This window comes from Microbacterium sp. GXF6406 (assembly GCF_054798215.1).
This window is the reverse complement of record NZ_JBSJZH010000011.1, coordinates 52632-72923: the sequence shown is the minus strand read 5'-3', so window position 1 is coordinate 72923 and position 20292 is coordinate 52632. Positions and strand designations below refer to the sequence as shown.

At 67.6% G+C, this 20292-nt stretch carries 18 protein-coding genes; 15 read left to right on the top strand and 3 right to left on the bottom strand.

The window, feature by feature from the left end:
• Positions 1 to 18: 18 nt before the first annotated feature.
• Positions 19 to 2268, top strand: coding sequence for a RelA/SpoT family protein (locus tag ACWAUG_RS08290; RefSeq protein ID WP_298036307.1), 2250 nt, complete (start codon positions 19 to 21; stop codon positions 2266 to 2268).
• On the opposite strand, the gene ACWAUG_RS08285 is transcribed toward ACWAUG_RS08290, so the two are convergent.
• From ACWAUG_RS08285 to ACWAUG_RS08275, 3 genes are read right to left on the bottom strand one after another with little or no spacing between them, the layout of a single operon-like run.
• Positions 2255 to 2818, bottom strand: a complete 564-nt coding sequence (locus ACWAUG_RS08285; protein WP_298036305.1) for a hypothetical protein — start codon at positions 2816 to 2818, stop codon at positions 2255 to 2257. The genes ACWAUG_RS08290 and ACWAUG_RS08285 overlap by 14 nt on opposite strands.
• Before the next feature lie 51 nt (positions 2819 to 2869).
• Entirely contained in the window at positions 2870 to 4225 is a 1356-nt protein-coding gene (locus tag ACWAUG_RS08280) for a DUF349 domain-containing protein (protein WP_298036303.1), read from the bottom strand.
• A gap of 53 nt (positions 4226 to 4278) precedes the next feature.
• On the bottom strand, positions 4279 to 4563 hold the full coding sequence (locus tag ACWAUG_RS08275; RefSeq protein ID WP_298036300.1) for a hypothetical protein: 285 nt from the start codon (positions 4561 to 4563) through the stop codon (positions 4279 to 4281).
• A gap of 92 nt (positions 4564 to 4655) precedes the next feature.
• Between ACWAUG_RS08275 and ACWAUG_RS08270 the strand changes: the two genes are divergently transcribed.
• The 14 genes from ACWAUG_RS08270 (at position 4656) to ACWAUG_RS08205 (ending at position 20217) form a co-directional block, all read left to right on the top strand.
• A complete protein-coding gene (locus ACWAUG_RS08270; RefSeq protein WP_460802132.1) occupies positions 4656 to 5984 on the top strand; it encodes a replication-associated recombination protein A in 1329 nt (442 codons plus the stop codon).
• Positions 5985 to 6155: 171 nt separating this feature from the next.
• Positions 6156 to 6785 (top strand): 30S ribosomal protein S4, encoded by a 630-nt coding sequence (gene rpsD / locus ACWAUG_RS08265; protein ID WP_298036292.1) that lies wholly within the window; start codon positions 6156 to 6158, stop codon positions 6783 to 6785.
• A 103-nt stretch (positions 6786 to 6888) separates the two neighbouring features.
• Entirely contained in the window at positions 6889 to 7077 is a 189-nt protein-coding gene (locus ACWAUG_RS08260) for a hypothetical protein (protein WP_298036288.1), read from the top strand.
• Between the two features lie 67 nt (positions 7078 to 7144).
• Positions 7145 to 9805, top strand: coding sequence for an alanine--tRNA ligase (gene alaS, locus ACWAUG_RS08255; RefSeq protein ID WP_460802131.1), 2661 nt, complete (start codon positions 7145 to 7147; stop codon positions 9803 to 9805).
• Positions 9802 to 10275 carry a Holliday junction resolvase RuvX gene (gene ruvX, locus ACWAUG_RS08250; RefSeq protein ID WP_298036282.1) on the top strand — a complete coding sequence of 158 codons (474 nt, stop codon included), beginning with the start codon at positions 9802 to 9804 and terminating at the stop codon, positions 10273 to 10275. Before alaS ends, ruvX begins: the two co-directional genes overlap by 4 nt.
• A 2-nt stretch (positions 10276 to 10277) precedes the next feature.
• Positions 10278 to 11735: an endolytic transglycosylase MltG gene (gene mltG / locus ACWAUG_RS08245; RefSeq protein WP_460802130.1), complete on the top strand. Its 1458-nt coding sequence runs from the start codon at positions 10278 to 10280 to the stop codon at positions 11733 to 11735.
• Positions 11735 to 12559: a shikimate dehydrogenase gene (locus ACWAUG_RS08240; protein WP_460802129.1), complete on the top strand. Its 825-nt coding sequence runs from the start codon at positions 11735 to 11737 to the stop codon at positions 12557 to 12559. The genes mltG and ACWAUG_RS08240 overlap by 1 nt, the downstream gene beginning before the upstream one ends.
• Before the next feature lie 51 nt (positions 12560 to 12610).
• Positions 12611 to 13840, top strand: a complete 1230-nt coding sequence (gene aroC / locus ACWAUG_RS08235; protein WP_298036272.1) for a chorismate synthase — start codon at positions 12611 to 12613, stop codon at positions 13838 to 13840.
• On the top strand, positions 13827 to 14342 hold the full coding sequence (locus ACWAUG_RS08230) for a shikimate kinase (protein WP_460802128.1): 516 nt from the start codon (positions 13827 to 13829) through the stop codon (positions 14340 to 14342). Before aroC ends, ACWAUG_RS08230 begins: the two co-directional genes overlap by 14 nt.
• Entirely contained in the window at positions 14339 to 15427 is a 1089-nt protein-coding gene (gene aroB / locus ACWAUG_RS08225; RefSeq protein ID WP_460802127.1) for a 3-dehydroquinate synthase, read from the top strand. Before ACWAUG_RS08230 ends, aroB begins: the two co-directional genes overlap by 4 nt.
• Positions 15424 to 15867 carry a type II 3-dehydroquinate dehydratase gene (locus ACWAUG_RS08220; RefSeq protein ID WP_460802126.1) on the top strand — a complete coding sequence of 148 codons (444 nt, stop codon included), beginning with the start codon at positions 15424 to 15426 and terminating at the stop codon, positions 15865 to 15867. The genes aroB and ACWAUG_RS08220 overlap by 4 nt, the downstream gene beginning before the upstream one ends.
• A gap of 74 nt (positions 15868 to 15941) precedes the next feature.
• A complete protein-coding gene (gene efp / locus ACWAUG_RS08215; RefSeq protein ID WP_298036254.1) occupies positions 15942 to 16502 on the top strand; it encodes an elongation factor P in 561 nt (186 codons plus the stop codon).
• A 3-nt stretch (positions 16503 to 16505) separates the two neighbouring features.
• Positions 16506 to 16916 carry a transcription antitermination factor NusB gene (gene nusB, locus ACWAUG_RS08210; RefSeq protein ID WP_298036252.1) on the top strand — a complete coding sequence of 137 codons (411 nt, stop codon included), beginning with the start codon at positions 16506 to 16508 and terminating at the stop codon, positions 16914 to 16916.
• A gap of 37 nt (positions 16917 to 16953) precedes the next feature.
• A complete protein-coding gene (locus tag ACWAUG_RS08205) occupies positions 16954 to 20217 on the top strand; it encodes a DEAD/DEAH box helicase (protein ID WP_460802125.1) in 3264 nt (1087 codons plus the stop codon).
• Positions 20218 to 20292: the final 75 nt, after the last annotated feature.

The following is a 20292-nucleotide window of genomic DNA, read 5'->3' as shown; positions in this document are numbered from 1 at the left end:
ACCCGGAGGTGTGATGTGATGGCGGATGCGAATTCGTCGACGCAGGGATCAAGCTTGAGAAGGCTCGTGCCCCGCATCTTCTCCCGCGCGCCCCGGATCAACGATCTCGACAATCTGATTCGCACGGTTCGGGTTAATCATCCGAAGGGCGACCTCGCGATCATCGAGCGCGCCTACGCGGTCGCCAAGGAGAAGCACGAGGGGCAGAAGCGTCAGAGCGGCGAGCCGTACATCACGCACCCCCTGGCCGTCGCGCAGATCCTCGCCGAAATGGGACTCGGCCCTCGTGCCGTCGCCGCGGCGCTGCTTCACGACACCGTGGAGGACACCGGCTACGCCCTGTCCGAGCTCACCGATACGTTCGGCGACGAGGTCGCGATGCTCGTCGACGGCGTCACCAAGCTCGACAAGGTCAAATACGGCGAGAGCGCCCAGGCCGAGACCGTCCGCAAGATGATCGTCGCGATGTCCAAAGACATCCGCGTACTCCTCATCAAGCTCGCAGACCGCCTTCACAATGCACGCACCTGGGGCTTCGTGCCCCCCGAGAAGGCGGAGCGCAAGGCTCGCGAGACGCTCGAGATCTACGCGCCTCTCGCGAATCGTCTCGGCATCCAGACGGTCAAGTCCGAACTGGAGGATCTCTCCTTCGCCGTCCTGCATCCGAAGATCTACGCGGAGATCAGCAGTCTGATCGCGCAGCGCACTCCGCAGCGCGAGAAGTACCTCAAGCAGGTCATCGAATCGATCAACGAAGACCTCCACGATCTCCGCCTGCGCGGCAAGGTCGGCGGGCGCCCCAAGCAGCTCTACTCCGTGTACCAGAAGATGGTCCTCCGAGGACGCGAGTTCGATGACATCTACGATCTCATCGGCATCCGCGTTCTGGTGAACTCGGTTCGTGATTGCTACGCGGTTCTCGGGGCCATCCATGCTCGATGGACACCGCTGCCGGGGCGCTTCAAGGACTACATCGCGACACCGAAGTTCAACCTCTACCAGTCGCTTCACACGACCGTCATCGGTCCGAGCGGTCGCACCGTCGAGATTCAGATCCGCACCCACGAGATGCACAAGCAGGCCGAGTTCGGCGTGGCAGCGCACTGGATGTACAAGGAGCGGATGAACGGCGGCAAGACAGCCGGCGGTCCGACCGACACCGACATGACGTGGCTCGCGCACATCTCCGATTGGCAGGCGGAGACCGCCGACCCGAGCGAGTTCCTCGACTCTTTGCGCTTCGAGATCGGCGCGAAAGAGGTCTACGTCTTCACGCCGAAGGGACGGGTCATCGGCCTGCCCGCCGGCGGCACGCCCGTCGATTTCGCCTACGCCGTGCACACCGAGATCGGCAACCGCACGATGGGCGCGAAGGTCAACGGACGTCTCGTCCCGCTCGACACGGAGGTCAAGAGCGGCGACGTCATCGAGGTCTTCACCTCGAAGAATCCGGACGCGGGCCCCAGCCAGGACTGGTTGACCTTCGTCAAGAGCACCCGCGCGCGCAACAAGATCCGCGGATGGTTCACGAAGGAGCGCCGCGAAGAGGCCATCGAGCAGGGCAAGGAATCCATCGCCCGCGCCATGCGCCGGCAGAACCTGCCCCTGCAGCGGCTGATGAGCCAGGACTCCTTCGCGGATGTCGCCCAGCAACTGCACTATGAGGACGTCTCCGCCCTGTACGCGGCCGTCGGCGAAGGCCACGTCTCGACGCAATCCGTGCTCGAGAAAGTGACCGCGCTCATCGCGGCGAATGACACGGCCACCGGTGCGATCGATCTACCGGGACACACTCGCATCCATCAGCCCCGCCGCAGCGACTCCGGCATCCTCGTCCGCGGAGCCGACGACATCCTCGTCAAGCTCGCCAAATGTTGCACGCCCGTTCCCGGAGACGGGATCGTCGGGTTCGTGACCCGAGGAAGCGGCGTGTCCGTGCACCGTGCGGATTGCGTCAACGTCAAGGCTCTCAGCGGCGAGGAACAGCGATTCGTCGAGGTCTCCTGGGCCCCCACCACCAAGAGCGTATTCCGCGTCCAGATCCAGGTCGAGGCGCTCGACCGTTCGGGGCTGCTCTCGGATGTCACCCGGGTTCTCAGCGAGCACCATGTCAACATCCTCTCGGCGACGGTTCACACCAACGACGAGCGTCTGGCCATCAGCCGATTCGTCTTCGAGATGGGCGATGCCGTCCACCTCGACCGTGTGCTCAACGCCGTGCGACGCATCGAAGCCGTCTACGACGTCTACCGCGTTACATCGTCCTGATCGCACGGCTCGAGGAGATCTCCTCGAGCCGTGCGATGGCGGCCCGTTTCCCCGGCATCCGGGTTCGGGCGCGCAGCCGTTCCACCGCGCCCTCGAGCAGATCCGTGCTGCACTCGGCGAAGAGTCGGAACCACTTCTCATAGTTCGGATCGCGATCGGCCCACAGCGCGAGATCGCAGAGCGTGCGAAGCGAGTTCGTCACCGGCAGGGAGGCGATGCTGATCAGATCCTCTGCGGGAGCCTGCATCTCATGCAGGACCACGGACGCGGACCCCGCGACCCGCGGACGATGCTTCGTCACCCTCTGCAGGTGGTGGCGCAGGGGAGCGGTGTCTCCGGCGCCGAGCACCCAGGCCGCCGTCGGACCGCACAACCCATAACCGGGAACCAGCAGCGGCCGCAGCGATAGCGCCCGAGCCTCTTCGTTCTCGGGCAGATCAGCCGGCATATAGGCATCGCCCACTTCGAACAGCAGACCGTCCAAGCGCGCGGCGCTCAGTTCGGCCGGGGACAGCAACGCCCCGGGGAGGTGCAGGAGCCACGGATTCACACTGCTAGTGTGCCGTGCCTCCCGATCTCACCGGGGCGGCTGTGGATAAGGTCAGGCTCCGAGGGCCTTGAGCCAGGCGCGACGCGCCTCGAGCGACTCGGCGGCCTGCTGAGCGGCCTTCTTGTCACCGGCCGCCTCGGCGGCTGCCTTCTCGGACTCGAGCTTCTCGATCGCGTCGAGGAGCTGCTGGCTCATGTCGTTGGCGCGGGCCTTGGTCTCGGGGTTGTTGCGCTTCCAGTCGACCTCTTCGCGGGACTTCAGCGCCTGCTCGATCGTGCGCAGCTTGTCGTCGAGCGCACGCTCCTTGTCACGCGGGAAGATGCGGCCGACCTCGTCCCACTGACGCTGGATTCGCGTCAGCAGTGCACGGGCCTGCTTGATGTCGGACTCGTCGGCGACGGCCTTGGCCTCTTCGAGGAGCGCAGTGCGAGCCTCGATCTTCGGCGCGGACTCGGCCTCTTCGGCGGCGGACTGCTCGGCACGGGCGGCGTACAGCTCGTCGCCGGCGGCCTTGAAGCGGGCCCAGAGCGCGTCGTCAGCCTTCCGGCCGGCGCGTCCGGAAGCCTTCCACTCGTCAAGCAGAGCACGGTAAGCGGGGATGCCGTCGACGCCCTGCGGAGCGAGCGCCTCAGCCCGCTGGATGAGCTTGTTCTTGCGATCGCGCGACGCCTTGTGGGTCTCGTCGAGCTCTGCATAGAACGCACGACGGGCCTTGTCGACCGTCGATCGTGCATCGCGGAATCGCTTCCACAGCTGCTGCGAGATGCCCTTGGGCAGACGCGGTCCGCTCTGCTGCTGAGCCTGCCAGGCGTCGAAGAGCGCGGTGACCTCCTCGGTCACCTGCTTCCACTGAACCTTGGAGAGGTCGCGCGCGGCGATGGCCTCGATCTTCTCGACGAGCACGGTGCGCTCGGCGATCGCCTCATCGACGAGGCGCTTGGCCTCGCGCGATTCGGCGGCGCTGGCCTCCGCGAGCTCTGCGGTGAGGGCTTCGAGGCGCTTCTGCAGCGAAGCGAGGTCGCCGACGGCGGCAGCGCCGGTCACCTCGGAGGTCAGGTGCTTGGCCTGGTTCGTGAGGTCACTGGCGGAAGCGCCGCCCGCCTGGTGGCGCTGCTCGAGCGTGTGGACCTTGAAGGCGAGGTCGTCGAACTTGCGGACGTAATAGGCGAGCGCCTCATCCGGCGTCCCGTCGGGGTACTGCCCGACGACGCGGTACTCGTCGCCCTCGCGGACCTCGACGGTGCCGTCTTCGGTCACACGACCCCAGTCGGCGGAGTCGGATGCCGCGACGGGCGAGACCGGTGCCACCGGTGCGGCGGCCGCAGGAGCGGCAGTCTTCGGGGGCATGGGCACGCGCGGGGGTGCGGGGACGGGCGGGGTCGGCTTCGAAGGCTCGGTGGCAGACACGATGTGCTCCTTGCGCGGTCAGTCCGCGTGAGGGGGAAAGGACGTCACTCAGCCTAGTCGGCGGAGGCGCCCGTCGTGAACAGGTCGATGAACGGGTTCTCCAGTGGCGTGTCGCTCACGCCGGGCGCGGGGGTCGTCTCCGGCGCCGGTGCCGTCACAGCGGCATGAACGGATTGGCTCGCGATGGCGCCCAGGATGACGATGCCCGCGACGATGCCCGCGAGCGTGTTGTCGCGCACGCGCCGACTGATCTGGCGCTCGTGCCAGGCCGTTCGGGCGGCGTAGCGGCGGGCACGCTCGTTCTGCGTGCGTGCGGTCTTCGATCGGCGCGCTGCCATGATCATCCTCCTCGCGCACCCGGAGGGTGCCGTATGCGAGCCTACCGGTGCCGCCCCGCCGCGATGTCCGCCACGGCGACTAGCCTGGAGGGATGACGTCCGCACCCTTGCTCTCGGGCCAGACGCCTCTCGCCGTGCGCATGAGGCCGACCTCGCTCGATGAGGTGGCCGGGCAGCAGCACCTCCTACGCGCCGGATCGCCGATCGTCGCACTCGCAGATCCCGAAGCATCATCGCCGGGGGCCGTCTCGATCATCCTCTGGGGCCCGCCGGGCACCGGCAAGACCACGCTCGCACAGGCGATCGCTCGTTCCTCGGGGCGCCGCTTCGTCGAGCTCTCGGCCATCACGGCAGGCGTGAAGGACGTGCGCGAGGTGATGCAGGAGGCGATCACGCAGCGCGACCTCTACGGGCAGACGACGATCCTCTTCCTCGATGAGATCCACCGCTTCACGAAGGCGCAGCAGGACGCCCTGCTGCCCGGAGTCGAGAACGGCTGGGTCATCCTCATCGCCGCGACCACCGAGAACCCGTCCTTCTCCGTGATCTCGCCGCTGCTCTCGCGCTCGCTGCTGCTCACGCTCCAGCCGTTGACCGATGACGACATCGCGCTTCTCATCGACCGTGCCGTCGACGACCCCCGCGGCCTCAACGGCTCGGTATCCATCGACGACAGCGCGCGCGCCGCGCTCGTTCGGCTGGCCTCGGGCGATGGCCGCCGAGCGCTGACCGGTCTCGAGGCGGCCGCCGCGGTAGCGGTCTCGACGGGCGGTGCCGAACCCGCGGCCCGGATCAACGACGAGCACGTCGCGCAGGCGGTGGACCGCGCGCTTCTGAGGTACGACCGCCAGGGGGACGAGCACTACGACGTCATCAGTGCGTTCATCAAGTCGATCCGCGGTTCCGACCCGGATGCTGCGCTCCACTATCTGGCCCGCATGATCGAAGCGGGGGAGGACCCCCGCTTCATCGCCCGACGCCTCGTGATCTCGGCGTCCGAGGACATCGGCCTCGCCGACCCGCAGGGGCTCGTCATCGCCACCGCTGCGGCGGACGCCGTCGCCTTCATCGGCATGCCGGAGGGGCGGATACCGCTCGCGGAGGCCACGGTCTACCTCGCCACGACGGCGAAGTCGAATGCGGCCTACAACGGGATAAACGCCGCCATCGCCGATGTGCGCGCGGGCGCTTTCGGTCGGGTTCCGGCGCATCTGCGCGATGCGCATTACCCCGGGGCCAAGCGCCTCGGCCACGGCAAGGGCTACGTGTATCCGCACGATGCCGACCATGGCATCGTGCCGCAGCAGTATCTGCCCGATGAGCTCATCGGGCGACGCTATTACGAACCCAAGAATCTGGGTGCCGAGCGGGAGATCGGAGCACGCGTCGAACGCATCCGACGCATCCTCGACGATCGCTGATCGCGGCATCCGACCCATCTGTTAGAATTAAGCGGCTCGAAACTCAGTTTTCGGGCATCTTCTCGTTCACACCCCACCCGTACGGCGCCCCGGCGTGCGCCCTCGGGCAGAACGCGGAGATACGTCCGTGAGACGTGAAAGTCACGTCCACGTCATCGGAAGGAACACTTCGTGGTTACGAAGTCCCAGGACCGCCGCAAGGTCCGCCTGTCCCGTGCTCTCGGCATCGCCCTCACCCCGAAGGCGGCCCGCTACCTCGAGAAGCGTCCCTACGCTCCCGGCGAGCACGGCCGCACCAAGCGCAAGGCCGACAGCGACTACGCCGTCCGTCTGCGTGAGAAGCAGCGCCTGCGCGAGCAGTACGGCATCCGCGAGAAGCAGCTGCGCATCGCCTTCAACGAGGCTCGTCGCATCGATGGCCTGACCGGTGAGAACCTGGTCGAGATCCTCGAGACGCGCCTCGACGCGCTCGTGCTGCGTGCCGGCTTCGCCCGCACCACCGCACAGGCCCGTCAGATGGTCGTGCACCGCCACATCATGGTCGACGGTCAGCTCGTCGACCGCCCGTCCTTCCGCGTGAAGCCGGGTCAGCTCATCCACGTCAAGCCCAAGAGCGAGGGCACCGAGCCCTTCCAGGTCGCAGCAGCCGGCGGTCACGCCGAGGTCCTGCCTCCCGTTCCCGGCTACCTCGAGGTCGAGCTCGACAAGCTCCAGGCCCGCCTCGTGCGCGGCCCGAAGCGCGCTGAGGTCCCCGTGACCTGTGAAGTGCAGCTCGTCGTCGAGTACTACGCGGCTCGCTGATACAGCACAACAGCAGAAGGCGTCGGGCTTCCCGACGCCTTCTGTCGTTTCCGCCTACGATGGAGAGACCGCGCTCGGCGGTGAGGATGACGAGGATGACGACATGAAGAACTTGGTGTGGTTCCTGATCGGTGTGATCGGCGGCTTCGTCGCGGCGCACTTCATGAACAAGGATCCGCGCGGACACGAGGTCCTCGCCGACGCCGATGCGCGCATCACCGAGTTCACGACGATCCTCGGCGATGCCTACCGCGAGCAGGCCGCACGCCTCGTCGAACCCGACCAGAACTGAATCAGCTTTTCCGGACGCCGCCGCCCGACCGCGTCCACCCGTCTCACACAAGGACAGCACGACACATATGAAGACCGCGGACATCGCACAGCGCTATCTCAGCTACTTCGAGAAGAACGGGCACACCATCGTGCCGTCCGCGTCTCTGGTCAGCGACGACCCGACCGTGATGTTCACGATCGCCGGCATGGTTCCCTTCGTGCCGTATCTGCAGGGCCTCGTCCCCGCGCCCTTCCCGCGCGCCGCAGATATTCAGAAGTGCATCCGCACCAACGACATCGAAGAGGTCGGAAAGACCGCGCGCCACGGAACGTTCTTCCAGATGCTCGGCAACTGGTCGTTCGGCGACTACTTCAAGGAGGGCGCGATCTCCTATGCCTGGGAGCTGCTGACCTCCTCCGAGGCCGATGGCGGCCTGGGGTTCGCGGAGAAGGACATCTGGGTCACCGTCTACGAGACCGATGACGAGGCCGCTCAGCTCTGGCAGAAGATCGCCGGCATCCCCGCCGAGCGCATCCAGCGCATGGGCAAGGAGGACAACTACTGGCACACCGGCCAGCCCGGCCCCGCCGGCCCCTGCTCCGAGATCTACATCGACCGCGGACCGGCTTATGGTCGCGATGGCGGCCCGATCGTCGACGACAACCGGTTCACCGAGATCTGGAACCTCGTTTTCATGCAGGAGCTGCTCAGCGATGTCCGCTCGAAGACGGACTTCGACATCGCAGGCCCGCTGCCCAAGAAGAACATCGATACCGGCATGGGGCTCGAGCGCGTCGCGATGTTCAAGCAGGGCGTCGAGAACATGTACGAGACGGACCAAGTGCGTCCGGTTCTCGATCGCGCTCAGGAGATCTCCGGCCGCCGTTACGGCGCGGATGCCGTCGATGATGTGCGCTTCCGCGTGATCGCCGACCACGTGCGCTCCTCGCTCATGCTGCTCTCCGACGGCGTGAAGCCCGGCAACGACGGTCGCGGATACATCCTGCGTCGTCTCATGCGCCGCACCGTCCGGTCGATGCGCCTGCTGGGCGTCGATGCGCCGACGTTCCCCGAGCTTTTCTCCGCATCGCGTGACGCGATGAAGGAGTCCTACCCGATCCTCGAGACCGAGTGGGACCGCCTGTCGGCCTCGGCCGTCGCGGAGGAGGACACCTTCCTGCGCACGCTCGCCCAGGGCTCGACGATCCTCGATCTGGCATTGGATGACACGAAGAAGTCGGGGGCGAAGAGCCTCGCCGGCTCCGAGGCGTTCCTGCTGCACGACACCTACGGCTTCCCGATCGATCTCACGCTCGAGATCGCCGAGGAGGCCGGCCTGAGCGTCGACCGCGGCGCCTTCGACGAGCTGATGCTCGAGCAGCGTACCCGCGCCAAGGCGGACGCGAAGAGCCGTCGCCGCCAACTCGCCGATGTCTCCGTCTACAGCGGTTTCCGCGCCCTCGGCGAGACCGGTTTCGCCGGTTACACCGACCTGGAGACGCAGTCGCGCGTTCTCGGTCTACTCGTGGATGGCCAGCCCGTCACGTCCGCGTCCGAGGGCGACATCGCCGAGGTGATCCTCGCCGAGACGACGCTGTACGCCGAGTCCGGCGGTCAGGTAGCCGACAAGGGCACGATCATCGGGTCGGGCTTCGAGCTCGAGGTGCTCGACGTGCAGAAGCCGGTCGCCGGGCTCATCAGTCACACCGTCCAGGTGACCACGGGCACGGTCGCGGTCGACGATGCGGCGACGACGGTCGTCGACGCCGCCAACCGCCGCGCCGCGAAGCAGGCGCACTCGGCGACGCACCTCGTGCATGCGGCGCTGCGCGATACCCTCGGCTCACACGCGACCCAGGCCGGTTCGTTGAACCGTGCCGGATACATGCGCTTCGACTTCGCCTGGAACCAGGCCCTGTCGGCGCAGACGCGCTCCGAGATCGAGGACATCACGAACCGTGCGGTTCAGGATGCGCTCGAGGTGACCACGCGGATCGTCTCGCTCGACGAGGCCAAGGACGCCGGCGCGATGGCCCTGTTCGGGGAGAAGTACGGCGACGTCGTGCGCATGGTCGACATCGGCGGCCCCTGGTCACGAGAGCTGTGCGCCGGAACGCACGTCGGCAGCAGTGCGGAGATCGGCCTGGTCAGCATCGTGGGCGAGTCCTCGGTCGGCTCCTCCAACCGACGGATCGAAGCCCTGGTCGGCCAGAACGCGTTCCGCGAGCTCGCCGCCGAGCGGGCGATCGTCTCGCAGCTCACGTCGGCGCTGAAGACGCCGCGCGAACAGCTTCCCGATCGCATCGCCGAGATCGCCGCCAATCTCAAGGCCGCGGAGAAGCGCATCGCGCAGCTCGAGGCGAAGGAGCGCGAGGGCCAGGTCCCGGCGATCGCCGCGGGTGCCGAGCAGGTCGGGGCGTTCCGTGTCGCTGCCGTGTCGATCGGCGAGGTCGGCTCGGCCGATGATGTGCGCACGCTGGCACTCAGCGTTCGCGAACGGCTCGGCTCGGATGCCGCGGTCGTCGCGCTCGGCGGCATCGCAGGCGGTCGCCCCGTCGTCGTCGTCGCGACGAATGAGGTCGCACGCACGGCCGGTGCGAAGGCCGGTGCTCTCGCGAAGCGCGCCGCCGGTGTGCTCGGCGGCGGTGGCGGCGGTCGGGACGATGTCGCGCAGGGCGGCGGAGCGGATGCTTCGGCTCTGCCCGCGGCGCTCGACGCGGTCGTCGCAGAGCTCCGCGCAGCGTGACCGGGTTCCGTCGAGGCGTCCGTCTCGGTATCGATGTGGGCAAGGCCCGCGTCGGGGTCGCGCGATGCGACCCCGACGGGATGCTCGCGGTTCCGGTCGAGACCGTCCCGCGAGACGAGAGATCGTTGGCACGTCTCGCGCAGCTCGCCGAGGAATACGCCCCCCTGGAGTTCGTCGTCGGGCTGCCGGTGAACATGCAGGGCGCCGACACGCCCTCGACGGTGGATGCGCGGGAGTTCGCCGCAGCGCTTCTGAGGCTCACCGGCATCCCTGTCCGGATGATCGACGAACGCCTGAGCACGGTCTCCGCGCACGCCGCTTTGCGCTCATCTGGCAGAAACCAGAAGAACTCTCGTAGCATTGTCGATCAGGTCGCTGCAGTAGTGCTGCTGCAGCAGGCCATAGACACGGAGAAGAGCACCGGCAGCCCGGCCGGTTCCGTGGTCCAGACCGACGAGGAGCCTTCCTGAGCATGCCCGAGCGTGAGACACCCGATCACGACCCGAACAGCCTGTCCGACGATCTCTTCGCGAATTTGCCGGAGCCGTCGCATCAGGTGCCGTCCGTGGATTCGACGCCGCCCCCGCCCGGAACCCGGCGGGCGCGTCGGGAGGCCGCGGCCGCGTCGCCGCGTCAGAACACCGATGCGCCGACGACTCCCGTGAGCGTTCCGATGGCCGATGAACTGCCGATCGGGCAGGGTGCGCCGGTGGCGCCTGCGGCGGAGGGCATCGCCGTGAGCGCCACCCCGGAGCCGACCCCGGCTCCGATCGTGGGCTCGAGTCTCGACGACCTGTTCGTGGCGGAGACGTCGCACGAGGATCGAGCGCCCCGCAAGAAGAAGCGACGCGTCGGATGCTTCGTCACCCTCGGCATCCTCCTGGTGCTGATCGGCGGTGCGGTTTACGGCGGCATCTGGGTCATGAACACCTATGGCGACCAGATCGACGAGCTCATGGGGTGGGGGGAGCCCACCGATTACGAGCCCGGCCAGGCGACGGGCGAGGCGACCATCACGATCCGCGAGGGCGACACCGGCTCGCCGGTCTCCACGGCCCTCTACGAGGCGGGAGTCACCAAGACCGACCGCGTGTTCTACAACTACCTCGTTTCCGAGAACATCGAGGCGCCCTTCTATCCGGGCGTCTACAACCTGCAGAAGCAGATGACGGCCGCCGCGGCGTTGGAGGCGCTGAGCGATCCCGCGAACCGCATGGAGAACACCGTCTCCATCGCCGAGGGCGGCACGGTATCGTCGGCTCTGAACGCGATCAGCGAGAGCATCGGCATCCCGAGCGCAGATCTGGATGCGGCCGTTGCTGACCCCCGAGCGTACGGCGTCGACACCGACCGTCTCGATGGCTGGTTGTTCCCCGCCGTGTACACCTTCGATCCGGAGGTGACCGCGAGCGAGGTCATCCAGCGCATGGTGGATCGCACACGGGAGGCGCTCAGCGCCGCCGGTGTCCAGGCCGGCGATGAGAACCGCATCCTCACGATCGCCTCGATCGTTCAGCGCGAGGGGCACACCGCGGACTTCGATAAGGTCTCGCGCGTGATCGCGAACCGCCTCGATCCGTCCAACGATCAGACGCACGGGCTTCTGCAGATGGACTCGACGGCACAGTTCGGCTACGGGCTGACGCATGAAGGACCTGTCGCTTCCTGGCCGTGGGACGAGGTCGTGGGCGATGAGAACCCCTGGAACACCTATGTGCACGCAGGCCTTCCCGTCTCGCCGATCTCGAACCCCAGCGAGGCCGCGATCCAGGCGGCGCAGAGCCCTGCCGATGGCCCCTGGTTCTACTTCGTCACCGTGAATCTCGACACCGGTGAGACCGTGTTCTCGGCCACCTATGCCGAGCAGCAGGCCGCCGAGGCCCAGTATCGCAAGTGGTGCGAGGAGAACCCCGACGGCGGTTGCTACTGATGGCGGCAGATGGGCGCACGCGGCTGGAGGTCTGGGGCGATCCGATCGCTCACAGCAAGTCGCCGCTCCTGCACGAGGCCGCCTATCGCGTCCTCGGACTCGATTGGTCCTACGAACGCCGCCAGGTGGATACCGCGGGATTCGACGCGGCGTTCACCGGCTTGGACGCCAGCTGGCGCGGGCTCTCCACGACGATGCCGCTCAAGGAATCGGCTCACCGGGTCGCCGACCGGCTCGATCGTCACGCGCAGTTGACCGGCGCGGTCAACACGCTGGTCCTCGGCGCCGGCATCGCCGGCTACAACACCGATGTCGGCGGCATCATCGACGCCTTCGCCGGCGCGGATGTCACCGGCATCCGCTCAGCCCGGGTGCTGGGCGCCGGAGCGACCGCTGCCTCGGCCGTGGTCGCCGCAGCCGAGATGGGCGCCCGGCAGGTCGAGGTGCGGGCGCGCCGCCCCGAGCGCGCGGGCGCGCTCATGACCCTCGGATCCGCGCTCGGGATCGATGTCGACGTGACGGTCTTCGAGACGTCCGCCGCACCCGTCGATGCGACGATCGCGACGCTGCCCAGCGGAACGGTCCTGGACGAGACCGTCACCGGTCCGCTCGCCGCAGACGGGGGAGTGCTCCTCGATGCGGCCTACGCTCCGTGGCCATCGGCGCTCGCGAGCGCCTGGGAGGCGTTCACCGTCATCTCCGGCCTGGAGATGCTTCTGGGGCAGGCCGTGCGTCAGGTGCGCGCATTCGTGAACGGCGATCCGCTCGCGGTTCTCGACGACGAGGATGCCGTCCGCACGGCTATGCGGGCCGCGCTGGGCTGATGCGTCCGTCATGCGGCAAGCAGCCGGGCAAACGCATGCCACACTAGAGACATGCTCCGCGTGCTGACGGCCGGCGAATCGCACGGCCCCGAACTCATTGCCGTCATGGAGGGATTGCCGTCCGGCGTCCCGATCTCCTCCGAGGCGATCCAGGCCGACCTCGCCCGCCGTAAACTCGGCTACGGGCGCGGTTCGCGCATGAAGTTCGAACAGGACCAGCTCTCCATCTCCGGCGGCGTACGCCACGGCAAGAGCCTCGGCAGCCCCATCGCTCTGCGTGTGGGCAACACCGAGTGGCCGAAGTGGATCGAGGTCATGAACCCCGAGCCCGTCGAGCTGACAGACATGTCCCGCGGTCGGTCCGCGCCGCTGACACGCCCTCGTCCCGGGCACGCGGATCTCGTCGGCATGCAGAAGTACGACTTCGACGAGGCTCGCCCGATCCTCGAGCGCGCGAGCGCGCGGGAGACCGCGGCCCGCGTGGCGCTCGGCGCCGTCGCCCGCTCGTTCCTCGGTGAGCTCGGCATCCGTCTGGTCAGCCACACCCTGTCGATCGGCCCGGTTCAGGTCCCCGAGGGAGCCGAGCTCCCCGGCCCCGACGACGTCGCGGCACTGGATGCCGATCCGCTGCGCTGCTTCGACGCCGCCACCAGCGAGCGCATGGTCGCCGAGGTCGATGCCGCGCGCAAGGACGGCGACACGCTCGGCGGCATCGTCGAGGTCCTCGCCTACGGCCTGCCCCCGGGACTCGGATCCCACGTGCACTGGGACCGCCGTCTCGACGCGCGCCTGGCGCAGGCTCTCATGAGCATTCAGGCCATCAAGGGCGTCGAGGTCGGCGACGGCTTCGAGACGACCCGCCGACGCGGCTCCGCCGCGCACGACGAACTCTTCGCCGCGGATGCGGGCATCACCCGATCCAGCGATCGGGCCGGCGGAACCGAGGGCGGCATGTCCACGGGCACCGTTCTGCGCGTGCGCGCCGGTATGAAGCCGATCGCCACGGTGCCGCGCGCACTGCGCACGATCGACGTCGCCACCGGCGACGCGGCCACGGCCCACCACCAGCGATCCGACGTCTGCGCAGTGCCCGCAGCCGGTGTCGTCGCCGAGGCCATGGTCGCCGTCGAACTCGCCCGGGCCGTGCTCGAGAAGTTCGGCGGCGACAGCGTCAAGGAGACTCGCCGCAACCTCGAGAGCTACCTCGCCGCCATTCCGGCGGAGCTGCGCACTGCGCCGGCCTCGGAAGCGGCGCTGATCGCCCACGATGAGCAGTCCTGACCCGCTGACGACCGTGCTCGTCGGCCCGATGGGCGCGGGCAAGACCAGCGTGGGCCGACAGGTCGCCAAGCGCCTGGGCATCGCGTTCATCGACACCGATAAGAGGATCACGGCCGAGCACGGCCCGATTCCCGAGATTTTCACGAGTCAGGGAGAAAGACGCTTCCGCGAGATCGAGGCGCAGATCGTCGCCGCGGCTCTCGAGGAAGAAGGCGTGATCTCGGTCGGCGGGGGAGCAGTCACCTCGGAGACCACCCGGGAACTGCTGCACCGGCATCCGGTCGTGTTCCTCTCCGTCACTGCGGAAGCCGTTTCCACACGCATCCGAGCCGGAGGCCGTCCGCTCCTCGAAGCGGAGGATCCATTGGCCCGCTGGTCCGAGATCTACCAGCAGCGTCTGAGCTGGTACGAAGACGTCTCGGACATCACATTCGACACCTCGAGGCGTCCGATGCAGCGCATCGCCGACGACATCGCGGCTTGGAGGAGAGAACAGGCATGAGCACCACCACAATCAGCGTGACCGGACAGGCGTCCTACGACATCACCGTCGGCCGCGGCATCCTCGACAGCGTTTCGACGGCGCTGGACCCCGCCGTGCGCAAGGTCCTCATCGTGCACCCGCCCACGCTCGGCGCACGCGCCGCAGAACTGCGCGAGCGTCTGCTCAGCGACACGAGCAATGGACCGCGCGAAGTCCTCCTGGCGGAGATCCCGGATGCCGAGCAGGGCAAGCGCATCGAAGTCGCCGCCTTCTGCTGGCAGATTCTGGGCCAGTCCGACTTCACCCGCACGGATGCCGTGATCGGGTACGGCGGCGGGTCTGTGACGGATGTCGCCGGATTCGTGGCCGCCACCTGGCTGCGCGGCATCCAGGTCATCCAGGTTCCCACCACTGTCCTGGGCCTCGTCGACGCCTCCGTCGGCGGCAAGACCGGAGTGAACACGGCGGAGGGCAAGAACCTCGTCGGCGCGTTCTGGGCTCCGCGCGCCGTGATCGGCGACCTCGCTGAGCTGGGAAGCCTCAGCGCGCACGAGGCCGCCGCCGGCTACGCCGAGGTCGTCAAGGCCGGCTTCATCTGGGCCCCCGAGATCCTCGACATCATCGAGACGGACCCTGCGTCGGCCGTGGACACCGCCAGTGACGGATTCCGGCGCTCGGTGGAACTCGCGATCGAGATGAAGGCGCGCGTCGTCTCGGAGGACTTCCGCGAAGCCGGTCAGCGCGAGATCCTCAACTATGGCCACACGCTCGGTCACGCCATCGAGCACGCCGAGCGCTACCGCTGGCGCCACGGCGCTGCGATCTCGATCGGCATGATGTACGCCGCGGAGCTGTCGCGCCTCGCCGGGCGGCTCTCGGACGCCGCGGTCGACCGTCACCGCTCCGTGCTCGAGTCGCTGGGTCTGCCGATCACCTACCGCGCCGGCGCATGGCCCCAGCTGCTGGCGACCATGCAGCGCGATAAGAAGTCGCGCGGCGGGATGCTCCGCTTCATCGTCCTCGACGACATCGCGAAGCCGACCGTGCTGCAGGCCCCCGACGAGTCGCTCCTGTTCGCCGCCTACCAGGAGATCGGGGCGTGAGTGCACCCCGCCGGCTGCTCCTCGTCAACGGACCGAACCTCAACCTGCTCGGCACCCGCCAGCCGGAGATCTACGGAACCGCGACGCTCGCGGACGTCGAGCGCATCGCCGGCGAGGCGGCCGCCGAGACGGACTTCGAGGTTCGCAGCATCCAGAGCAACCACGAGGGCGTCCTGATCGACGCGATCCACGAGGCGCGCATGGACTGCGCGGGCATCGTGATCAACCCCGGCGGACTGACCCACACCTCGGTCGCCTTGCGGGACGCCCTCACCGGAGTCGCCCTCCCGTTCGCCGAGATCCACATCTCGGATGTCAACGCGCGCGAGGAGTTCCGCCGCTTCTCCTACCTGCACGACGTCGCAACCGTTCGCGTGATCGGCGAGGGCGTCGCGGGCTATCGCAGCGCGGTGCGGCAGCTCACAGCCCTGATCGCGTAGAATCAACAGTCGGCCGCACTATCGTCACGCTCAGTGAGCGGCCTCATATCTCACGGAAACGGAACTCAGAACGCATGGCATCCACCGCAGACATCAAGAACGGCGTCGTCCTCAACCTCGACGGACAGCTCTGGACCGTCGTCGAGTTCCAGCACGTCAAGCCGGGCAAGGGCGGCGCATTCGTGCGCACCAAGCTGAAGAACGTCGTCTCGGGCAAGACGAACGACAAGACCTTCAACGCCGGCGCCAAGGTCGACATCGAGAACGTCGACCGCCGCGACTTCACCTACCTGTACGCCGATGGCGACGGCTTCGTGTTCATGGACACCACCGACTACGACCAGATCACTCTGAGCGATGTCGTCGTGGGCGACGCGAAGAACTTCCTTCTCGAGAACCAGCAGGTGACCATCGCCCTGAACAACGGCAACCCGCTGTACATCGACCTGCCGGCATCCGTGATCCTCGAGGTCACCTACTCGGAGCCGGGCCTGCAGGGCGACCGCTCCTCGGCCGGCACCAAGCCCGCCACGGTCGAGACCGGTTATGAGATGCAGGTTCCGCTGTTCGTCGAGACCGGCACGAAGATCAAGGTCGACACCCGCACGGGCGAGTACCTCGGTCGCGAGAAGTAAGACGTGGGAGCTCGAACGAAGGCGCGCAAGCGCGCCCTCGACATCCTCTTCTCGGCGGATGTCCGTGGTGAGTCGATCGCGACGATCGTCGCGGCCGAGGCCAAGCGTGCGGCGAGCGAGCCGGCCCGCGAGGCATCCTGGATGTACGCCCGCGAGATCGTCGACGGCATCAGCGATCACGGCGAGGAGATCGATGAGCAGATCGTGACGCACAGTCGCGACTGGCGCATCGAGCGCATGCCCACGGTCGACCGCGCCCTGCTGCGCATCGGCGTCTGGGAACTGCTGCACAACAGCGAGGTCCCCACGGCCGTCGCAATCGACGAGGCCGTGGAACTCGCGAAGGAGTTCTCCACCGACGACTCCGGCGCTTTCGTGCACGGTGTCCTCGCCCGCGTCGCCCGGGCCAACTGATCGGAGCACTGTCCGACCCCTGTAGGAGGATGTGACCGTGGTCGCTCCTCTCATCTCGGATTCCGCCCTCGCTCGCCTCGTTGATCGAGGAACCATCGAGCGAGGGCGTTCCGTGTTCTCCGGCGGAAAGGTCATCCAGCGGGAGTGGGACGCCGAGACCCGGGTCATGACCGCCGGGGTCAACGGGGCGCAGGGAGAGCTCTACCGGACCTGGGCGCGCGTCGACGGCGACGGCGATGCTCTGACCGGAACGTCGTGCTCCTGCTCCGCGCAGTTCGCGTGCGAGCACATCGTCGCGATGGTGCTGCACAGCAACGACCACCGTCAGCGGGCCCGCCGGCCCGAACTCGAGGATGCCCCGGGACGCCCGTCCACGAACTGGCGCACATTGATGGATGCTTCGGTCCGTGATGCCGCGCCCGTTCCTCTCGCGCTCGGGTTGGAGATCCGGCACCGAGATTCCGTCCGGGAACGCCCCTGGGGCCCGCGCCCGGTGCGGTCGGCGACGCCCCGCGATGTCGCCGCGGCTCGCGGCGAGCTGCTCCTGGGGATGCGGCCGCTGACCCGAAGCGAATCGACCGGCAAGTGGGTGCAGGGCGACATCGGCTGGGATGCCGTGCGGCGATCCCCGCAGCGGTTCGGTGCGGAGCGCGCCCGCTGGTTCACGGATCTGCTCAGCATCTCCCGAGATTCCCTCCTGTCGGGCACGGCGGGGGACTGGCTCCTGCTCGACCACGTCGAGTCCCCGTTGCTGTGGCCTCACCTCCGGAACGGCGAGAGCCGCGGCATCCCCGTCGTTACGGTCCAGAAGGGCTTCTCCTTCTCTCTGGCCGAGTCCGCCTCGTTCGCCGCCGAGGTTGCACGCGCAGACGACGGCTCCCTCGCCCTGCGGCCGGAGATCACGGTCGATGACCGGTCCTTCACCCCTGCCCAGGCTCGCCCGATCGGCCATACGGGCGTGTACGCCCTGCTTCCGGTCGGCGCTCGCGTCGAAGTTCGGCTCGCAGAGCTCCCGCTCGCATCATCAGCCCACGCGCTGCTCACAGCCGGCGAGGAGGTCGAGGTTCCCGCCGCGGACGAAGCGGAGTTCCTCTCCGGCCTGTACCCGCAGCTCGCCCGGCGCGTCACGGTGCGCGCGATCGGTGCGCTGACTCTTCCTGCACTGCCTGTCCCTGTGCCCGCCCTCTGCGTAACGCATCATCCCGGTGACACCGTCCGCTACCGCTTCGAGTGGATCTATCACGGTCACGGCCGGTTCCCCTTCGAAGACACGCCCGCACCGATCCGCGATGCGAACGCAGAGGAGCACGCGCTTTCCGAGCTCCAGCAGAGCTGGGAGCACATCGTCGGTGCGCCTTTCGCCGCGTCCGGCGCGTATCACGATGTGGCGGCTGCCGAATTCGTCACCCATCTCATACCGCGTTTGGAGGAGCACGGCATCGCCGTCATCGTCAGCGGGCGGGCAAAGAGCTACCGGGAGCTCAGCGGAGCACCCGAGATCACGGTCTCGACGCTCGAGACCACGGATCGCGATTGGTTCGATCTCGGCGTCATCGTCACGATCGATGGCACGAAGATCCCCTTCGCCCCGCTCTTCACCGCCCTCGCGCAACGGCGCACCAAGCTGCTCCTCGTCGACGGCAGCTACTTCTCGCTCGCGCATCCCGCTCTCGACGCGCTGCGCGAGCTGATCGAAGAAGCGGCCGACCTCGCCGAATGGGAGACGGGCGCCCGGATCAACCGATCGCAGGTGGCACTCTGGGAGGACTTCGAAGACCTCGCTGATATCGCTCTTCCTGCGACGAGCTGGCGGCAGACCGCAGAGGCGCTCCGCGAGTCCTCCGGAGTTCCGGCGACACCGGTTCCCCGCGGCATCCGGGCCGAGCTCCGCCCGTATCAGCAGGAGGGCGTCGATTGGCTCGCGTTCCTCTGGCGGCACCGACTCGGCGGGATCCTCGCCGACGACATGGGGCTGGGGAAGACGCTGCAACTGCTCACCCTGATCATGCATGCCCGCGAGACCGGTGAGACGCGTCCCTTCCTCGTCGTCGCGCCGACATCGGTGCTGTCGATGTGGCAGCAGGAAGCCGCACGCTTCGCGCCGTCCCTGCGGGTGCGGGTCCTCGAAACGACGGCGCTCACGCGCGGTCAGTCGGTCGCGGATGCTGGGCAAGAAGCCGACGTCATCGTGACCTCCTATACGCTCGTGCGGCTCGACGAGCAGGAATTCAGCGCTGTGGAATGGGCCGCGCTGATCCTCGACGAAGCGCAGTTCGTCAAGAATGCGGAATCGCAGCAGCACCGTTCCGTGGCGGCATTGCGCGCGGATGCCGTTTTCGCGGTAACCGGCACGCCGCTGGAGAACAGCCTCGGCGATCTGTGGGCTCTCCTGAAGCTCACGGCTCCGGGGCTCTTCCCCTCCGCCCGCCGCTTCCGCCAGGACTACATCCAACCGATCGAGCAGGGCAAGGTCGCGGAGAACGCGGAGGGGAGCGCCTACCGCCGTCAACGGCTGGAAAGACTGCGCCGTCGCATCCGCCCTCTCGTTCTGCGTCGCACCAAAGAACTCGTCGCAGCGGACCTGCCCGCCAAGCAGGAGCAGGTCGTCACGGTCGAGCTCGCCCCGGCGCACCGTGCGATCTACGACACGGTTCTGCAGCGCGAGCGACAGAAGGTGCTCGGGCTCCTGAAGGATCTCGACAAGAACCGCTTCATCGTGTTCCGCTCGCTGACGATGCTGCGGATGCTCGCTCTCGCTCCAGGACTCATCGAGCCCGATGACGCGACGATCGCCTCCCGCAAGCTCGAGACGCTCGTGGAGCGGGTGCACGAACTTCATCAGGAGCGTCACCGGGCTCTCGTCTTCAGCCAGTTCACCTCGTTCCTGCAGATGGCCGCACACAGACTCGAAACCGCCGGCATCCCGTACCTCTACCTCGATGGTTCGACCCGCGATCGGCGCAAGGTGATCGAGGAGTTCCGATCGGGGGAGCAGCCCGTGTTCCTCATCAGCCTCAAGGCCGGCGGTTTCGGACTCACCCTGACCGAGGCGGACTACGTTTTCATGCTGGATCCGTGGTGGAACCCCGCGGCCGAGGCCCAAGCCATCGATCGCACCCACCGCATCGGGCAGGACAAACGCGTCTTCGTCTACCGGATGATCGCAGCCGACACGATCGAGGAGAAGGTGCTCGCTCTGCAGCAGCGCAAGGCGCGCCTCTTCTCCGCGGTCATCGACGAGGACGAGCTCTTCGCGCAGACGCTGACCGCGGACAACATCCGCGGGCTGCTGACGCACTGACCGGGAATATCCCCGGCTCTGCGCCGACAGTCGCTCATCTGCGCACGGGTAGAATCATCAGGCCCACACCAGGAG